General features: G+C 63.1%; 13 protein-coding genes. 9 read left to right on the forward strand and 4 right to left on the reverse strand.

Annotated features, from left to right (window positions below; all coding sequences use genetic code 11):
* Position 1: 1 nt before the first annotated feature.
* The 8 genes from pnuC to OJ996_RS07965 are packed head-to-tail and all read left to right on the forward strand — an operon-like array spanning position 2 to position 6760.
* Positions 2 to 679, forward strand: a complete 678-nt coding sequence (gene pnuC / locus OJ996_RS07930; RefSeq protein ID WP_264513002.1) for a nicotinamide riboside transporter PnuC — start codon at positions 2 to 4, stop codon at positions 677 to 679.
* Positions 676 to 1680 (forward strand): AAA family ATPase, encoded by a 1005-nt coding sequence (locus tag OJ996_RS07935; RefSeq protein WP_264513003.1) that lies wholly within the window; start codon positions 676 to 678, stop codon positions 1678 to 1680. The genes pnuC and OJ996_RS07935 overlap by 4 nt, the downstream gene beginning before the upstream one ends.
* Complete coding sequence (solA, locus tag OJ996_RS07940; protein WP_264513004.1) at positions 1677 to 2786, forward strand: N-methyl-L-tryptophan oxidase; 1110 nt, start codon at positions 1677 to 1679, stop codon at positions 2784 to 2786. The genes OJ996_RS07935 and solA overlap by 4 nt, the downstream gene beginning before the upstream one ends.
* A gap of 27 nt (positions 2787 to 2813) precedes the next feature.
* Positions 2814 to 3686 (forward strand): PIG-L deacetylase family protein, encoded by an 873-nt coding sequence (locus OJ996_RS07945; RefSeq protein ID WP_264513005.1) that lies wholly within the window; start codon positions 2814 to 2816, stop codon positions 3684 to 3686.
* 32 nt (positions 3687 to 3718) lie between these two features.
* The gene (locus OJ996_RS07950; protein WP_264513006.1) at positions 3719 to 4471 is read left to right on the forward strand and encodes an ABC transporter ATP-binding protein; all 753 of its coding nucleotides are present in this window, start codon (positions 3719 to 3721) and stop codon (positions 4469 to 4471) included.
* Positions 4472 to 4514: 43 nt separating this feature from the next.
* Positions 4515 to 5540: an MlaD family protein gene (locus tag OJ996_RS07955; RefSeq protein ID WP_264513007.1), complete on the forward strand. Its 1026-nt coding sequence runs from the start codon at positions 4515 to 4517 to the stop codon at positions 5538 to 5540.
* Entirely contained in the window at positions 5537 to 6190 is a 654-nt protein-coding gene (locus OJ996_RS07960; protein ID WP_264513008.1) for a hypothetical protein, read from the forward strand. Before OJ996_RS07955 ends, OJ996_RS07960 begins: the two co-directional genes overlap by 4 nt.
* A 33-nt stretch (positions 6191 to 6223) precedes the next feature.
* On the forward strand, positions 6224 to 6760 hold the full coding sequence (locus tag OJ996_RS07965; protein WP_264513009.1) for a hypothetical protein: 537 nt from the start codon (positions 6224 to 6226) through the stop codon (positions 6758 to 6760).
* A gap of 3 nt (positions 6761 to 6763) precedes the next feature.
* Here the strand turns inward: OJ996_RS07965 and OJ996_RS07970 are convergent, their stop codons facing one another.
* Entirely contained in the window at positions 6764 to 7474 is a 711-nt protein-coding gene (locus OJ996_RS07970) for a 3-keto-alpha-glucoside-1,2-lyase-like domain-containing protein (protein ID WP_264513010.1), read from the reverse strand.
* An 86-nt stretch (positions 7475 to 7560) separates the two neighbouring features.
* Here OJ996_RS07970 and OJ996_RS07975 point away from each other — a divergent pair, with 86 nt between their 5' ends.
* Positions 7561 to 9183, forward strand: coding sequence for a SpoIIE family protein phosphatase (locus OJ996_RS07975; protein ID WP_264513011.1), 1623 nt, complete (start codon positions 7561 to 7563; stop codon positions 9181 to 9183).
* 11 nt (positions 9184 to 9194) lie between these two features.
* Here the strand turns inward: OJ996_RS07975 and OJ996_RS07980 are convergent, their stop codons facing one another.
* The 3 genes from OJ996_RS07980 to OJ996_RS07990 form a co-directional block, all read right to left on the reverse strand.
* Complete coding sequence (locus OJ996_RS07980; RefSeq protein ID WP_264513012.1) at positions 9195 to 9947, reverse strand: TSUP family transporter; 753 nt, start codon at positions 9945 to 9947, stop codon at positions 9195 to 9197.
* A gap of 5 nt (positions 9948 to 9952) precedes the next feature.
* Positions 9953 to 10804, reverse strand: coding sequence for a class I SAM-dependent methyltransferase (locus OJ996_RS07985; RefSeq protein WP_345783774.1), 852 nt, complete (start codon positions 10802 to 10804; stop codon positions 9953 to 9955).
* 67 nt (positions 10805 to 10871) lie between these two features.
* Entirely contained in the window at positions 10872 to 15533 is a 4662-nt protein-coding gene (locus tag OJ996_RS07990) for a ThuA domain-containing protein (RefSeq protein WP_264513014.1), read from the reverse strand.
* Positions 15534 to 15540: the final 7 nt, after the last annotated feature.

Here is a 15540-nt window from a genome sequence, read left to right on the forward strand (position 1 = left end):
CATGGAAAGCACCGGTCTCAGTCTGGAACAGGAGAAGAAAATTTCGCCGGACACGATCTTGGTTCCGGCCTTGTCGGCTCTTCTCCTGCTCTCCGCTTGGCTGAAGTGGCTGCCGCTCGATCTCACGGAGGCATGGGGTTTCGCCACCGGGGCCCTTTGCGTCTGGCTGGTCACCAAGGGAAACATTTGGAACTGGCCGATCGGGCTGGCGAACAACATCTTCTTCGCGATCCTGTTCTGGCGCGCGCGGCTGTATGCCGATTGTGGACTGCAGGGCGTTTACCTTGCCTTCGGGATCTGGGGTTGGTGGACATGGCTCCACGGCGGGCAGAACCGCTCGAAGCTGAAGGTCTCTCACGCATCGCGTGTCGAGTGGATCGCCATTGCGGTATTCCTCATCGCCGGGACCTGGGGCCTGCGCGAGTTGCTGATCAAGGTGAACGGGGCGGCACCGTTCTGGGATGCGCTCAGCACCGTGATCTGCTTGGCCGCCCAGTATTTGCTCTGCCGGAAGAAAATCGAGAACTGGTGGCTGTGGATCACCGCAGATCTCATCTATGTTCCCTTATATGCCTCCAAGGAACTGCCACTGACTGCCGCACTCTATGCGGGTTTCATCGTCCTGTGTATCCTCGGGCTGAAGCGATGGAGGAAGGAACTTCAAACCCAGCCGGCATGAGCGGCGAGCGCTTCGGTCTCGGCGTGGTGGTTGGGAAGTTCCTGCCACCGCATCGTGGCCACCGTTATCTGATCGAGACCGCACTCAGCCGCTGCGAGCGAGTGGTGGTGATCGTCTGCGGCAAGCCGGTGGATCCGATTCCTCCCGAACTGCGAGCCGGCTGGTTGCGCGAGATGGTGCCGCAGGCGGAAGTGATGCTGATCGACGACCGCTACGACGAGAACGACTCGCGCGTGTGGGCGGAGAACACCATCGGCTGGCTCGGCCGTGCGCCGGACGTCGTTTTCACTTCTGAAGACTACGGCGAGCGCTACGCCTCCTACATGGGAAGCAAGCATGTGATGGTGGATCAGGCCCGGATCGCTGTGCCCTGCAGTGGCACGGCGGTGCGAAGTGACCCTTTCGCCATGTGGGACTTCATGGATCCACCGCTTCGGGAGTGGTATGCCAAGCGGGTCGTGATCCTGGGTGCTGAGTCCACCGGCACCACGACCCTGTCGATGGACCTCGCCGCTACAATCGGCACGAGCTGGGTAGGGGAGTATGGCCGCGAGTACAGCGCGATCAAACAGGCTGGCGGCGAATCCGAATGGCGATCGGAAGAGTTCATGGACATTGTCCGTGAGCAAACCCGTCGTGAAGACGCGGCGGCGCGGGAGGCGAACCGCATCCTGATTTGCGACACGAATTCCTTCGCAACCGTGCAGTGGCACCGCCGCTATGTTGGCAGGCCATTTCCCGAGTTGGAGACCTTCGCGGCAAATTGCCGGGCGGACCTCTATTTTCTCACCGGAGATGAGATCCCTTTCGTGCAAGATGGGCTGCGCGATGGCGAGCATCTGCGGCATGAGATGCACCAGTGGTTCGAGGGATCTCTGAAGTCGCAGCCGGCTCCATGGTTCCTCCTACGCGGCAGCCGTGAGGAGCGGGTGAAGCAAGCACTTCAGATCATCCGTGATCTATGGGGACCCGGAGCCCTTGTCCCGAGAAACGGATCATGAAAGTCGCGGTGATCGGAGTAGGTGGCAGCGGTTCGGCTGCCCTGCGTTTCCTCGCACAGGCGGGACACGAGGTCGTAGGCTACGAGCAGTTCGCGATCGGCCATGATCGCGGTAGTTCCCATGGCCACAGCCGCATCATCCGGCGGACCTATCCGGACCCCTTCCATACCCGGATGATGGCACGCGCCTACGAACTCTGGGACGATCTGGAGAGGGAAGCGCAGGAAGAGCTCTTCGTGAAATGCGGCGGCATCACCTTCGGTCCGGAGTACGATGAGAAGATCATCGCCACCCGAGCTTCCTTGGAAGAGGCGAAGCTGGATTACGAGTTGCTCACTCGAGAGGAAGCTTCGCAGCGCTATCCGGCGATCGACATTGGTATCGGCAACGTGGCGGTCTTCCAGAAAGACTCCGGCTTCCTCCGGGCCGCCAATTGCGTGCAGGCTCAAGCGAGACTGGCGACGCAAAATGGAGCGCTGATCCACGAACACACCGCCGTCAGGTCAATCGAAGAGGGTGCTCAAGGGGTAACAATCTCGACCGATGCTAACACCCAACGATTCGACACCGTCGTCGTGACCGCCGGGCCTTGGCTCGGCAAATTTCTTGCGCCGCTGAAGCTTCCCCTACGCACTGCCCTGCGACAAGTCATCTACGCCGCGATCGGAAGCAACGAAAGACACTTCGCTCCGGACCGCATGCCGGTATGGATCGAAGAACCCAGCGAATACTATGGCTTCCCGAGCGACGGCGTTATCTCCGGCATGAAGTTCGCCTCGCACGACGCAGGCCGGGACTTCGATCCCGATCATGCGGGGCGCCCCGTAATGGACGAGTGGACCTCTCGCGCAATGGAACATGCCGTGAAACGTTTCCCTGATCTAACAGGCGAGATCGTCTCCGCTCAATCCTGCCTCTACACCATCACGCCTGACGAGCGTTTCATCGTGGATCGCGCGCCCGGCTCGCAGCGGATCGTGCTTTGTTCGGCCTGCAGCGGTCACGGCTTCAAGTTCACCGTCCTCTCCGGCTGGCTCGCAGGTAAGCTCGCGACTGTGAAGCAGCAGGCTCCGCCCTCGGAGTGGAGCATTTCGAGATTCCTCTGAATGGGCTCCCCGTGCAGGGTGGGAGGGATGAGGGCTCTCTTCGTTCACGCGCATTATGACGACTACGAGTTCACCGCTGCTGGAACCTTCGAGCGCTGGCGGAGAACCCTCCCGGGCTTCCGCGGCCGCGTGCTCGTCTGCACGGATGGGAGGGCCGGCCACCACTTCCGCACCCGCGAGGAAACCGGTGCCCTGAGGCTGGCCGAGCAGGAGGAATCCGCCCGCCTCGGCGGCTACGAGTTTGTCCCCCTCCGCCTGCACGATGGCAGCATCCCCCGTGAAGCCTGCCTGCAGCCATCCGTCGAGTTCCACGCCGCCCTGTGGAAAGCCATTCGCGATTTCGAGCCCGACTACCTCTTCTGCCCGCCCCTCGCCAGCGACCCCCTCGTCGGCATCCACAACGACCACCAGACCGTGGCGGAAGCAGTACGACGCGTGGCGTACATGATCAACGTTCCCCACGCCTTCACCCCGGAATATCCCGCGGACGAAACCACTTCCGAAACCTGCACAGTGCCTGTGATCCTGAACGTCCACGACTCCTACATGAGCGGCGCGAACGCCTGCGATCTAACCGTCGACGTGGAGGAAGTGTTCGACCTGATCGCCCGTCTCTCCTGGTGCCACCAATCCCAGATCTGCGAATGGCTACCCTGGGTCGGCAGACACAACCTTGCAGCACCCGCATGGCTCGGAGAATGGACCGCCGCCCTGCGCCAACGCTTCGAGCGGAAGAACCGGGAACTGAATCTCAAGCCCGGCCGCGCGGCGGAGGTCTTCCGCGTCACCGCATGGGGCAGGGTCCCGACCGTGGTAGAGCTCACCCGGGACTTCCCCGCCGGCACCGGGATCGGGCCCGAGCTCCCCGCCCGCCTGTCCAGATGGCGCGGAGAAGCTTGAGGTATCTGCCGCCCCTCACTTAGGCTCTGCGCATGGGCGAGGCCTTCATCCGGGTGCGCGGGCTTGAGCAAAAGTTCGGCTCGCAGCATGTGCTGCGTGGCGTCGACCTGGAGGTCATGCGTGGCGAGACACTCGTCCTCCTCGGCGGATCCGGCGGCGGCAAGTCCGTCCTGCTGAAGCACCTCCCCGGCCTCCTCCGGCCATGGAAAGGCAGCGTCGAGATCGACGGCGAAGAGATCTCCCACCTCGGCGAGCGCGAGCTGGCACCCATCCGCCGCAAGGTCGGCATCATGTTCCAGAACGGCGCGCTCTTCGACTCCATGAGCGTCGAGGAAAACGTCGCCTTCTCCCTCCGCGAGGCCGGGGTGAAGAACGACAAGGAGATCGCCCAGCGCGTCGGCGAGGCGCTGGACATCGTCCGTCTCCCGGGCCAGCAGAAGAAGATGCCCTCGGACCTCTCCGGCGGCATGCGCAAGCGCGTCGCTCTCGCCCGCGCCGTCGTCGGCCGCCCCGCCTGCGTCCTCTACGATGAGCCCCACGCCGGCCTCGACCCCATTACCGCCGACTCCATTGATCACCTGATCAAGGACCTCCAGCGCGATCTGGGCATGACCAATGTCGTTATCACCCACGAAATGCGCAGCGTCTTCCACATCGCGGACCGCGTGATTTTCCTCCAGGAGGGTCGCATCCACTGGACCGGCACGCCGGAGGAATTGCGCGTGACCCGTGACCCCGTCCTCCGCCCCTTCGTCGACGGCGATTCCGGCGAAGCGTGGAATTGATCGCCCTTGCTTCGCGGCCTCCGAGTGGCGAGACTACGCGCGCATGGGTGAATCCAAGCGGAAGACCGAACTTTGGGTCGGAGTGTTCGTGTTCATCGGCCTCGCGCTGCTGGGCGCGCTCACCGTGCAGTTCGGCCGCTTCAGCGATCGCATGCGCGGGAAGTACCAGCTCATGGTCGTATTCGATGACGCCTCCGGCCTGATCAAGGGCTCGGAGATCCGCATGGGCGGCGCCCGCATCGGGAAGGTGGCGGATCATCCGGAGTTGAACGAGAACGTGAAGGTCCAGGTCCTGATGAACATCGACGAGCCGATCCGCATCCCGGAGAACTCGATGATCCAGATCGCCTCCGCCACCCTGCTCGGGGACAAGATGATCGTCATCACGCCACCTGAAGGCGGCACCAGCACCGGCCGCTTCATCGAGCCCGGCTCCGTCCTGCGCGGCGGCGGGCCCTCCGGCTTGGACGCGATCCAGAACAACGCCGAAGCGGTCAGCCGCGATGCCCGCCGGCTCATGCAGGAGGCGGAGTCCACCTTTCTCAAGCTCGACTCGGCGGTGGATGACGTCCGCATCGTCACCGGTCGCTTGGCGGACACCTTGGAGAAGATCAATGAGTCGATTCTCTCGGAGGGCAACCTCAAGCGCATCGACGGCACCCTCGCGAATCTTGAGGCCACCACTGGCGAGTGGGCCAAGGCCAGCGCCACCCTCGAGCCCACCATCGTTGACGCGCGCGAAGCCATCGACGCGATCAAGAAGGCCGCGAACTCCGCGGACGGCACCTTCGTTAGGGCCGGCGAGCGCATCGATCAGCTCGAGCCTGCCCTGCGCGACGTCCCGAAGGCAGTCGCCTCCATCTCACGCGCCGCCGACAAGGCCGGTAATGCCTTGGATCGCGTCGAGAAAGGCGACGGCCTGTTAGGCACGCTGGCCTACGATCGCGACGTGTCCAACGACGCCCGCGCCTTCATCCGCAATCTCAAGCAGCAGGGCATTCTCCGCTACCGCGACAAGGAAACCCCGGAGGAAGACCCGCGGAACCGCTTCCGGGGGCGGAGAAGGTGAACGAACCCAATCCTTACGCTCCGCCCGCAGTCCACGTCGGGGACGAGCTTCCTCCCAGCACCGGTCCCCTGTGGCGCATCACTTCAGGGCGTTTGCAGGTGCGGAATATGGCCAGCTTGCCGGATGTCTGCGTCTGCGGAGACCCGCAAACGGAACTTGGAGTTCGCAGTTCGATCGTTCTGGAGTCGCTTCCGCTATGGGTGAAGCCTGTCCTCTTTCTGGGTATTGTGATTGCCACTCAGTTGACCAAGCTTGATTGGAGCATCGGCGTCGTGCTCATCATGCTGGCAATCTTCCTGCCCGGGCTCTTCGCGAAAAGAGTGAAGCTGATGATCTTCCGTTCGAGGCGCTCGGAACGGAGCGTGATGATCCGCAAGGCGCTTTCCGGAGTTATCTTCATCGCCGTGTTCTGGGCCTCGTTGAACTATGGCATCCAGTGGAAGTGGGATCTGTTCGGGCTCCATGGCCAGATCGACGTGGGAATGCTGGCTCTCGTCTGCCTCTTCATGGACATTATCCCGGGCCGGGGCCCTTCCCGGGTGATCACGCTAGGCGACGCTTGGTTCGAGGTGAAGGGAACCCACCCTGACGCTCTGGCGAAGCTGGAGGAGATTCAGGGAAGGGTGAAGCCATCCCATCCTCCCGCGTGACAGCTCTCAGCTCCGTGCTAGCGTCTCCTTCTCATGAAGCTCCTCGCCATCCCTCTCGCCCTGCTCCTCGCTTCCTGTTCCACCCAGAGCTGTTGGAAGGGCGGCGAACCCATGCGCGTTACCGAGATGCACGCCCAATGGGGTGCGGAAGTCGACATCAAGAAGTCCGCGAATCAGGTAAAGGTCTATCGCGGCCTCGCCCACCCGCTTGGCGATAAGGCGAAGTACGAGCGCCAGGTGAAGCAAGGCGGCTGGGTCGAGTTCCAAGGCTTCAAGTTCCACTCCCAGCCCGTCGAAGTTTCGGAAGGCACCGCCATGAAAGTGCTCGAGATCTACAATCGCTCCGCCTCGCATGAAGCGCAGGCGGTCAAGACCACCTGCGACGGCTTCCATCCGGACTACGCCCTCGTGTGGACGAAGGGCGGCCAGCAGCGCGTGCTACAGATCTGCTACGGCTGCCACGAGTGGAAATACTTCGGCCCCGGCGGCAAGGTCCACACCGACATCGGGGACAAGACCTACTTCAAGGACCTGCTGCCCCTCCTGCCGCGGGAGAGAAACCGCCGGTGAGAGTTAACGGCTCGTGCCGCGAATCCGCACATTCCGGAACTCGCCGAGATCGTCGAAGGACCCAAGCCCGATTTGTCCCCACTCCAGCGTCTTGTCCTGCGCGGTCAGGACCGGCTTGTCCATGTCATCGAACCACACGCCGATGTCCCCCGTGCCGGAGTTCCGGATGATCTTCACCCGGTGCCATTCCCCTTCCTTCCATGGCGTGCCCTCCGTGCGGAAGCTGGTGATCGGCTTCCGGTCCGCGTTGTCCACGAGGTGGATCTGGTGGTGCGGCTCATCCGCATTCTCGCCCAAGTGGGCGTAGTAGAAACGGGTTTCTTCAGCCCGCGCGAAAGCGATGCAGAGATCGTTGTTCCCCGCATCGAATTTCGTCAGCCGCACCTCGGCTGTCAGCGTGAAGTCCTTCCACTCCTTGCCCCCGCACCAAGCCAGGTTGAAGGGGCTGCGATACTTCGGCTTCGCCCCGGTCTGGGCGATCAATTGCAGTACGCGCTCCGTGCCCTCGCCTGCCCACTTCCATGTGGACTCGTTCGAGAAACTCCACTTCCCGGGATCGGCGAAGAGATCGAGCTCCATCGCCGTGGATCGGCTATTCCCGCTGCAGCAGGGCGGGACGCTGATGGCAGGAGGCTCCGCCGCAGTCAGCGGCAGCACGAAAAGCGCGAAGTAGGCGGCAAGCTTCAAAACGAAGCGCAATCTGGACCCGTCCATCGGGAAATCAAGCGGCCATCTCCGCCTTGCTGCATGGCCGGAAAACAGATTGCCGCTAGAGGTCTACAGTGCTTTCCTGAGACTCCATGAGTCACCCCGAGGCACCCGGCGGATCGAACTCCGACGAAGCATCCCGCATGGTTCTGGCGCTGAAGGCGTCGAACGAAGGGATCTGGGACTGGTGGGTAGGCAGAAGCGAGATCTACTACTCGCGCCGCATCCTTGAGTTTCTCGAATGCAGCAGTTCTTCGGCGCCCAATCTCTTCCTCGCACCGCATCCCACGATCCATGAGGACGACCGCGAGAGATTCGCCTTCGCGCTGCAGAATGTGCTGAATCCCTCCGGGCCCGAACTCTTCGCGATCGACTGCCGCATCAGGACGGGTGGGGACCGCTGGCGCTGGCTCCGGATCCGCGGCTCGGTGGTCCGGGACCGGGAGGGCAAGGCGCAACGGATCGCGGGCTCGATGATCGATATCTCCCTGCGCAAGCAGGCCGAGGCGCAGATCGAGGAAGAGCGGCACCTGCTTCGCATGCTGATCGATCACGTGCCGCTGCAGGTCTACTTTAAGGACAAGCATTCCCGCTTCGTGCTCGCGAACCGGCAGATGGCCGAGTGGATGGGGCTTAAGGAACCTTCCGAACTCAACGGCAAGCACGACCGCGATTTCTTCGAGACCGAGCATGGCGAGCAAGCCGCGCAGGACGAGCAGCGCATCATGGAAACGCTCGAGCCGGTGAATGAAAAGGTCGAGAAGGAGACTTGGCGTGGCGGCGATGACACCTGGGTGCTCACCTCGAAGTTTCCCTGGGTGGATAGCAATGGCGAGGTGCTCGGGACCTTCGGTGTCTCCAGCGATGTCACCGAGCTGGTCACCGCCAAACAGGAAGCCACCGATTTGGCCGCGGAGTTGCAGGTACGCAACGAAGCCTACGAGGAGGAGCTCCAGCTCGCGCGCGAGATCCAGCAGGCACTCGCCGGATCAAGTTTCCCGGAGGTGAGCGACGGAAAATCGGCGCTGAGCTTCGGTGCACGCTATCTGCCGATTTCCGGCATGGCGGGCGACTTCTTCGAAGTACTACGGATCTCGAATGACAAGGCGGGCCTCCTGATCTGCGATGTCATGGGTCACGGGGTCCGCTCGGCCCTCGTGGTCGCCATGCTTCGTGGTCTGTTAGAGAAACAGAGGCGCAGCGCGTTGGATCCCTCCGCCTTCCTCTCCGGTCTTAACAAGGGCTTGGCGGCAATCCTCGATCGGGCGGGAGCCACCATGTTCGCCACCGCCTTCTATGCCGTGGTGGACCTCAGCGCGGGCACCCTGCGCTACGCTTGCGCCGGTCATCCCGGAGCAGTCGCCACGGGTCCCGGCGGCGTGCGGCAGTTGGCCGCCACGCGAAAGGAGAAAGGTCCTGGTCTCGGCCTGCTGGAGAAAGCAGACTACCCTTCCGGCACTGTCTCCCTGTCCGAAGTGAACCGCCTGCTGCTCTTCACCGACGGCATCCTGGAAGCCGAGAACGACGAGGGCGAACCCTTCCTCGAAAAGCGCCTGATGGAAACCGCAGAGGAGTGCCGCAGCGAATCCTTGGAGCAAATGCTCGATCTCGTTCTCGCGCGAGTGCTCCAGTATTCGGACGGCCATCATTTCGATGATGATGTGTGCCTCCTGGGCATGGAGCTGGTGCCGATGGAAGCTGCGCGACCGGGCTAACCGCGAAACCCTCACTGCCAGGCATCCCACAGCAGCTTCACCGTCATCGCGAAGACCACGGTCAAAAACACCGGCCGGATAAATCCCGCTCCCTTGCGGATCACCATGCCCGCCCCCATCCGCGCGCCCAGGAGTTGCCCGATGATCATCGCCCCCGCGGCGATGAAATGCACCGACCCGTTCGGCAGGAAGATCACCAGCGAGCCTAGGTTGCTCGCCAGGTTCACCGCCTTCGTATAGCCGGTGGCGCCCTTCAGCTCCAAGCCTAGCAGGGCCACCACGGCCAGTGTCCAGAAGGACCCCGTCCCGGGACCGAAAAAGCCGTCGTAGAACCCGATCGCGACCCCGAAGATGATCGCGAAGACCACCGGCTTCATGCGCTGCTCTCCCGTCTTCACGCCGAATTTCCGGTTCAGCGCGGTATAGACCGCCACCGCAGCCAGCAGCCAGGGGATGAGTTGCTTGAGCAGGTCCTTGCTCAGGATGCTGACCGCATAGGCCCCGCCCATGCTCGCCAGAAAGCTGATGACCACCGCGAGTTTCAGCCCCGGAGTCTTCATCAGCCCGGCCCGTGCATAGCGCCAGACCGCCATCGTCGTGCCGAAGGAAGCTTGGAGTTTGTTCGTGCCCAGGGCCACTTGCGGCGGCATCCCTGTGGCTAGCAGCGCGGGTACCGTGATCAGCCCGCCGCCACCCGCCACCGCGTCGATGAAGCCGCCGGCGAAGCCAGCCAAACCCAGCAGGAGGTAGATGTAGGGCTCCATGGCGATCAGGACTTCACGGCCACCAAGCCATACATCAGCGGGATCTTCGGCATGCCTTCGGGCATCGTCCAACGCCGCCCCGGCAGCTCGGCCATCCTGCGGTAGGGCTTCCAGCCATTGGAGAAGAGATGCTCGCGGAAGATGCGAAGTTCTAGACCGGCATCAAGCACCGCACCGATGATTCCGGAGACGGAATAAGGAAACTCGGCGCAGGGATTCGGGTTCACGAAAGGCTCGCTTACGTTCTCAGCACCCGACACGGCCAGCGCGCCCCCGGAGTCTCCGACATAGTCCGAGATGCCTGTATCCCAGTGCAGGGGTTCGGGCATCTGGTAGTCGTACTTCGGCACGCCTTCCTCATCGAAGATCATCGCCACGGGATGAAACTCCATGCACACGAAACGCCCGCCGGGCTTCAGCACCGCCGCGACATCCCGCATCCAGTGCGCCAGATCGGAGAGCCAGCACAGTGCACCGTAGGAACAGAAAACCACATCGAACTGGCGACCGGCCGCAATCGCCGCCTCCAGCCAAGGATAGACATCCGAACGCTCGAAACTGCCGACTATCCCCGAGTCACTCGAAAGCTTCCGGGCGAAATCGATCGCCTCGTCGCTGATATCCACCCCCGTAACCTTCGCCCCCAGCTTTGCGATCGAGAGCGTATCTTGACCTGAGTTGCAGAGCAGGTGCAGCACTTCTTTTCCCCGGATCTCGCCGAGCAGCTCAATCTCCTCCGGGAACAATGTGCTCCCGCCCGAGCGCAGGAAGCCCGCCTGATCCTGCTTGTGCGAATTGTGGCGGACCGTCGCGGCATTCCACGAAATGCGGTTCAGTTCATGAAGGTCGCCGCGGATCATGGGCACAGGGGAGGGGGAACGAGGGGGCAGGTCAATCGCGGATCTTCCCCGCGAGCGCGGAGCTTTACTCCGCCGGAGAAAACCTCACGAACAACTTCTGCCCGCCGCCTCCCGGCAATCCACCGATCGGAATGCTCATGCTCGTGCTTGTCGCCGGCCAGCTCGCCGCCTTCCAGGTTCCCAAGCTCGTCCACGATTGAAGGTCCACCGATCCCTCGAGCTTGTAGTAGCGCCCCGGCACCGTCTTCACGCTCGCCGTCACGCTGTTCGCATGGCGCGTCACTCCCAGCCCCATCAGCAGGCTCGCCGGATTGGTCGGATCGGTTCCCGCCGCATGCTCCTCCGCATTGCTCATCCCGTCGCCGTCGCTATCGGCGCTGCCATTCAGCGCCCCCAAGTTCGGAGCGTAGGCTAGTTCCCAACTGTCCGGCAGCCCGTCCGCATCCTCGTCCTCTTTCCCGCCGAAGCCGAGCGAGATCGAGAAGTAGTAGCTTCGTGCCAGATTAGTATGCTGATACCCCTTCGGCACCGGCGCTTGGCCGGCCGCCAGGATGCTGCCGACGTTGGTGACATCGTAGCTGTAGTAGATCTGGTCGCCGCCGTCCGTGTAGGAGATCACGCCCGGTCCCGTGCCGCCCGTGCCATCCGGGAAGGAATCGGTGAAACCTGCCGCCAGCTTCTCGCCGGGAGCAAGCGTCACCCGCGCCCCGGGTGCGAAGGGGAAGCTGTTCGCGCCGAGTACATAGCTGGTCCGCGTGCTGCCCACCGCCAGCACGGTGAAATCGTTGTCCGAATTCACCTTCACCAGGAAGGGGGTCACAGGGTCCCCCGTGCGCGCGGCATGGAAGCGGAAGTCACCCACCGTCACCGTCATCGTGGCAGCGGTCGTGTTGGTGAAGGTGTCCGTTTCGTTGATCACCAGGTTCGAGTTCGCGCCATCGGCCGCAGCTCCCGGGGCGGCCGCCGGGCCATTGCCCACCTCATAGCCGGTGATGATGTAGCTGATCGCGAACTGGTATCTCCGGAATAGCGTGGTGTAGAGCTCGGTGCCGTGATCCGGCATCTGCCCGAGGCTCACCGAACCGCCGTCCGCATCCGTTTCTCCACCGCCATACCAGATCTCGTCGCCGTCGAAGTCCCAGTCGATGATGCCGGCCACGCTTCCGCCGGAGCCATCCGGATTCGCATCCATGAAGCCGATCGCGATCGTCTGCCCGGGTGCCAGCGTAACGTTGGAGACTCCATCGGAGAATGGCAGGTCGTTCGAACCGATCGCATACTGGGTCCGCGGCGTCCCGATCGCCACCACGCTGAAGTTGTTGTCGCCATTCACCTTCACCACGAAGGGCGTCAGCGGATCGCCGGTCCGTCCCGCGTTGAAGCGGAAGCGGTCGATGCTCACCGTGATCGTGGTGCCCGTGGTGTTGGTGTAGGTGGCATCTTCATTCACCACGATGTTCGAGTGCCACAGATCCGGACCGTGCGCATCGGGCGGGGTGGGGCCGGGAATGCCGATCTCGCCGCCGTCGTAGAAGCCCTGCGTCTTCGTGCAGGAGTCTGCATCCATCCCCAGGATCCAGTCCGCGAGATGCGAGACACCCGTCGTGTCCACGATGCCCTTCGCCAGCGGCGGCATCGAGCAACACTCGTCGATGGTGTTCATCCGCAGCAGCATTACCGAGTTCTCGAAGCTGCCGGGCTTCACCACCGCCGGTGCCGGCGCACCCAGCCCGTCGATCACCGGACCACAGATGATCGATTGGCTATCGAGCGGGGTCGTCAGGCGGGCGTCGAAGAAGGCTCGCGAACTGCCGCCAGGTTGGTGGCAGTGCGAGCAGTTGCTATCGAGATAGGATCGTGCCCATGCCTCGTCGGAAACCGTGGGGCTATTCGCATCCGCTGAAGTGAGGACACCGGCCAAGCTCTCCTCCGTGATCACTTGCGGTAGGAAGCCCGCGACACTCAGGGACTCAATCTGGTTCGCCGTTCCGCCGCCGGGGTAGCTGTAGTTGCGGTTGAGCTGTCGCGTGCGGAATCCCAGCACCGGGCCCGCCACTCCCGTATGGCACAGGTTGCATTGCTGCCGGCTGGGGTAGAGATATTCGAAGGATTGCCCGTCCACCGTCAGCACCTCCTCTCCGCCGTCTTCTAACAAATCCGCCTCGCTCCCGTCGGGCCGCCACTTGTAGGTCACGCCTCCCCAGCCGTCCGTCCCGTGCACCAGCAGCCGCGTTTCCAACGGCGCGTCGTTGTCCGGCCGCGCGAAGTGTTTCACGAAGACGGAGCCCACCGGCAGTTGCCAAGCTCCATTCTCGCTGAAGCTGATTTGTTCCAGCGGCGTGTTCGCAACCCCGTCGTTCGGGATCATCACCCAACGCTTCTTGTGCATTCCCGCACTCCACAGCGGCATGTTCACGTCGAAAGGGATCAGGCTCGCCGCCGGTGTCAGCGTCGCCAGGTTCGTGAAGAGCCCCGTTTGCGATAGCAGCTGCGGATACTGCCACGTCCCTCCGCCCGGCGGTCCCGCCGGCTTGATTCGCGAGATCTGCGCCGTGCCCGGATTTGCCCCGGCCAATTGCAGCAACAGCGGCTCGCCCTGCGTATCCTCGCCGAAGGAACTGATCCCGTTGAAGAGATACCCGGCTCGCCCCTGCGCGAATTGCTGCACGGAGACCGTCTGCTTCGTCACCGGATCATACTCCAGCGCGTAGAGCAGCTGCGTTCCGTTGTCGCCGAAGAGATACTTCCCCGCCAGTTGCGGCAGCGCCGTGCCGCGATACACGTGCCCGCCGATGATGCAGGAGCCTACCGCGTGCGAGTAATCGAAGACCGGCCCGCGCGAGGTCCCGATCAGCGGGCTTGGCGCGGCCCGGAAGGCTTCCGCGATTCCCTCCTTGTAGTTCCACTCGAAGTTGAGCCCCGGCTCGTCGATCACGCTCACCTCTTCGCGGTTGTTCGCGCCCACGTCGCCAATCCAGAACAAGCCCGTCGCCGCGTCGAATGTCATTCGGTGAGGCTCGCGCAGGCCGATCGCGTAGAATTCTTCCAGAATCCCTCCGTTTACATCCTGCCACGGATTGTCACTAGGAATGTAGTAGTTCTGGGTGAAGGATCCCGGCCCCAGCGGCTGCCGGCGGATCGGGTGGCTGATCGCGCCGCCCTGCATGTCCACGTCCATCCGCCACACCCCGGAGCGCGGCCGGTCGTCGATCTTCTGCGTGTGCGGAGTGGAGTCGCCGCTCTCTGTTCCTTCGTCGCCGAAAGCCAGATACAGGAATCCATCCGCGCCGAAACACATCCCGCCGCCCTCGTGGCCTTTGGCGGTGTCGTATTGGTGGATCAGCAGCTGCTCGCTTGCCGGGGTGAAGGCCGTGCCGTTCCAGGTGTAGCGCGCCAGCCGGTCGTAGAATGGCGGATCCGCGTTCGGGGCGTCGTTCGCGTTATGGGTGTAGTAGACGTAGAGATGGTCCTTTCCCTGTCCCTTGCCGAATTGCGGGTGGAACACCGCGGACAGGATTCCCCCGTGCTTCGTGTTGTTGTCCTGATTCTCCCAATTCAGGTGCCACACCCGGTCGCGGATATCCAGCACCTCCTGCTTGGTGGTCGTCGTGTCGCTATCCGCGATTTTGTAAACGCGACCGTCCATCTCCACCACCATCAGTTGGCCTGCCTGCATCGGCCATGGCTTGGCTTCGATCGGCGCATCCCAAGCGAGGGCAGGGAAGGCCTTCACCACCTCCACGCCCGTCGGTACGATCGATAGCGTCGGCAGCGCTCCGTTGGCGAATGGTGCCACGGCCTTCGGCCCGCCGAAGCCGCTGATCCCTTCCGCATTCGCCCGCAGCGAGATCTGGGTCGGGCTCGGGAAATCGGAGGGAATGGTCGCCGCCGGATTCTCTCCCGCGCACCACTTCAGAGCCCGCACCAGAATCTCTTGGAAGGCCGCGCAGCGCATCCCTTCCGGTGCTGTCTGCCCCTCCCACACGTGGCCATAGCTGGAGGCATACACCCGACCGGCTCCGTAGGTTGTCGTCCATTCCACCGGAAACTGGAGCTGCGTAAGCGGATCCTTCGCGTAGGACAGTACCGTCAGATTGTTCGCCGGGCCGCGCGGGTAGCGCCAGACCTCCAGGTCGGTCGCCATCCAGGAACTCGGCAGACCCGCATGGATCGGGTGATTGCCCAGCCGCTTCACCTCCACGTTTACCCGGTCGCCATGACTCGTGCCCTCACCCAAGCCCGGGAGCAGTAGCTGCAGTGCATCGCCCAAGCCGATCAAGGGAGCCTTCCCGACACCCACCGGATTCCAGCGCAGTCCCAGCATCTCATCGTAGGCGGTCCATCCCGCAAAGGAGTCGCAGGCCTCGTGGAAGGCCACGAAGCCGCCGCCGCCGTTCACATAGTTTTGGAACGCCGTCTCAACCGCCGCCGGCCAGCGCGGCTGCCCGAGGGCGCCATTGCTATAACCGGACAGCACCACGTCATAGTTCGCGAAGTTAGGCGACCAAGTCGACCAAGCCGGATCCGAGGCCGCACCCGGCGTGACCGAAACCTCGACATCGAAACTCCCGTCCCGGGAAATGATCGCCGTCAGGATATCCTTCCGGTGGTTCCAGTCGTGATTGCTGGCACCTTCGATGATCAGCACTTTCATCCGCTCGGCATGAGCGGTACAGAGGCAGGCCAGAGCGGCCAGCCCGGCGAGGAGGGGGCGGGGAAGTTTCATGGAAGGA

The organism is Luteolibacter rhizosphaerae (genome assembly GCF_025950095.1).
GTDB lineage: Bacteria > Verrucomicrobiota > Verrucomicrobiia > Verrucomicrobiales > Akkermansiaceae > Haloferula > Haloferula rhizosphaerae.

Bases quoted from the DNA above. Each gene is read 5' to 3' on its own strand.
- pnuC (WP_264513002.1), top strand. From the start codon at position 2: ATGGAAAGCACCGGTCTCAGTCTGGAACAGGAGAAGAAAATTTCGCCG.
- OJ996_RS07935 (WP_264513003.1), top strand. From the start codon at position 676: ATGAGCGGCGAGCGCTTCGGTCTCGGCGTGGTGGTTGGGAAGTTCCTG.
- solA (WP_264513004.1), top strand. From the start codon at position 1,677: ATGAAAGTCGCGGTGATCGGAGTAGGTGGCAGCGGTTCGGCTGCCCTG.
- OJ996_RS07945 (WP_264513005.1), top strand. From the start codon at position 2,814: ATGAGGGCTCTCTTCGTTCACGCGCATTATGACGACTACGAGTTCACC.
- OJ996_RS07950 (WP_264513006.1), top strand. From the start codon at position 3,719: ATGGGCGAGGCCTTCATCCGGGTGCGCGGGCTTGAGCAAAAGTTCGGC.
- OJ996_RS07955 (WP_264513007.1), top strand. From the start codon at position 4,515: ATGGGTGAATCCAAGCGGAAGACCGAACTTTGGGTCGGAGTGTTCGTG.
- OJ996_RS07965 (WP_264513009.1), top strand. From the start codon at position 6,224: ATGAAGCTCCTCGCCATCCCTCTCGCCCTGCTCCTCGCTTCCTGTTCC.
- OJ996_RS07970 (WP_264513010.1), bottom strand. From the start codon at position 7,474: ATGGACGGGTCCAGATTGCGCTTCGTTTTGAAGCTTGCCGCCTACTTC.
- OJ996_RS07975 (WP_264513011.1), top strand. From the start codon at position 7,561: ATGAGTCACCCCGAGGCACCCGGCGGATCGAACTCCGACGAAGCATCC.
- OJ996_RS07980 (WP_264513012.1), bottom strand. From the start codon at position 9,947: ATGGAGCCCTACATCTACCTCCTGCTGGGTTTGGCTGGCTTCGCCGGC.
- OJ996_RS07990 (WP_264513014.1), bottom strand. From the start codon at position 15,533: ATGAAACTTCCCCGCCCCCTCCTCGCCGGGCTGGCCGCTCTGGCCTGC.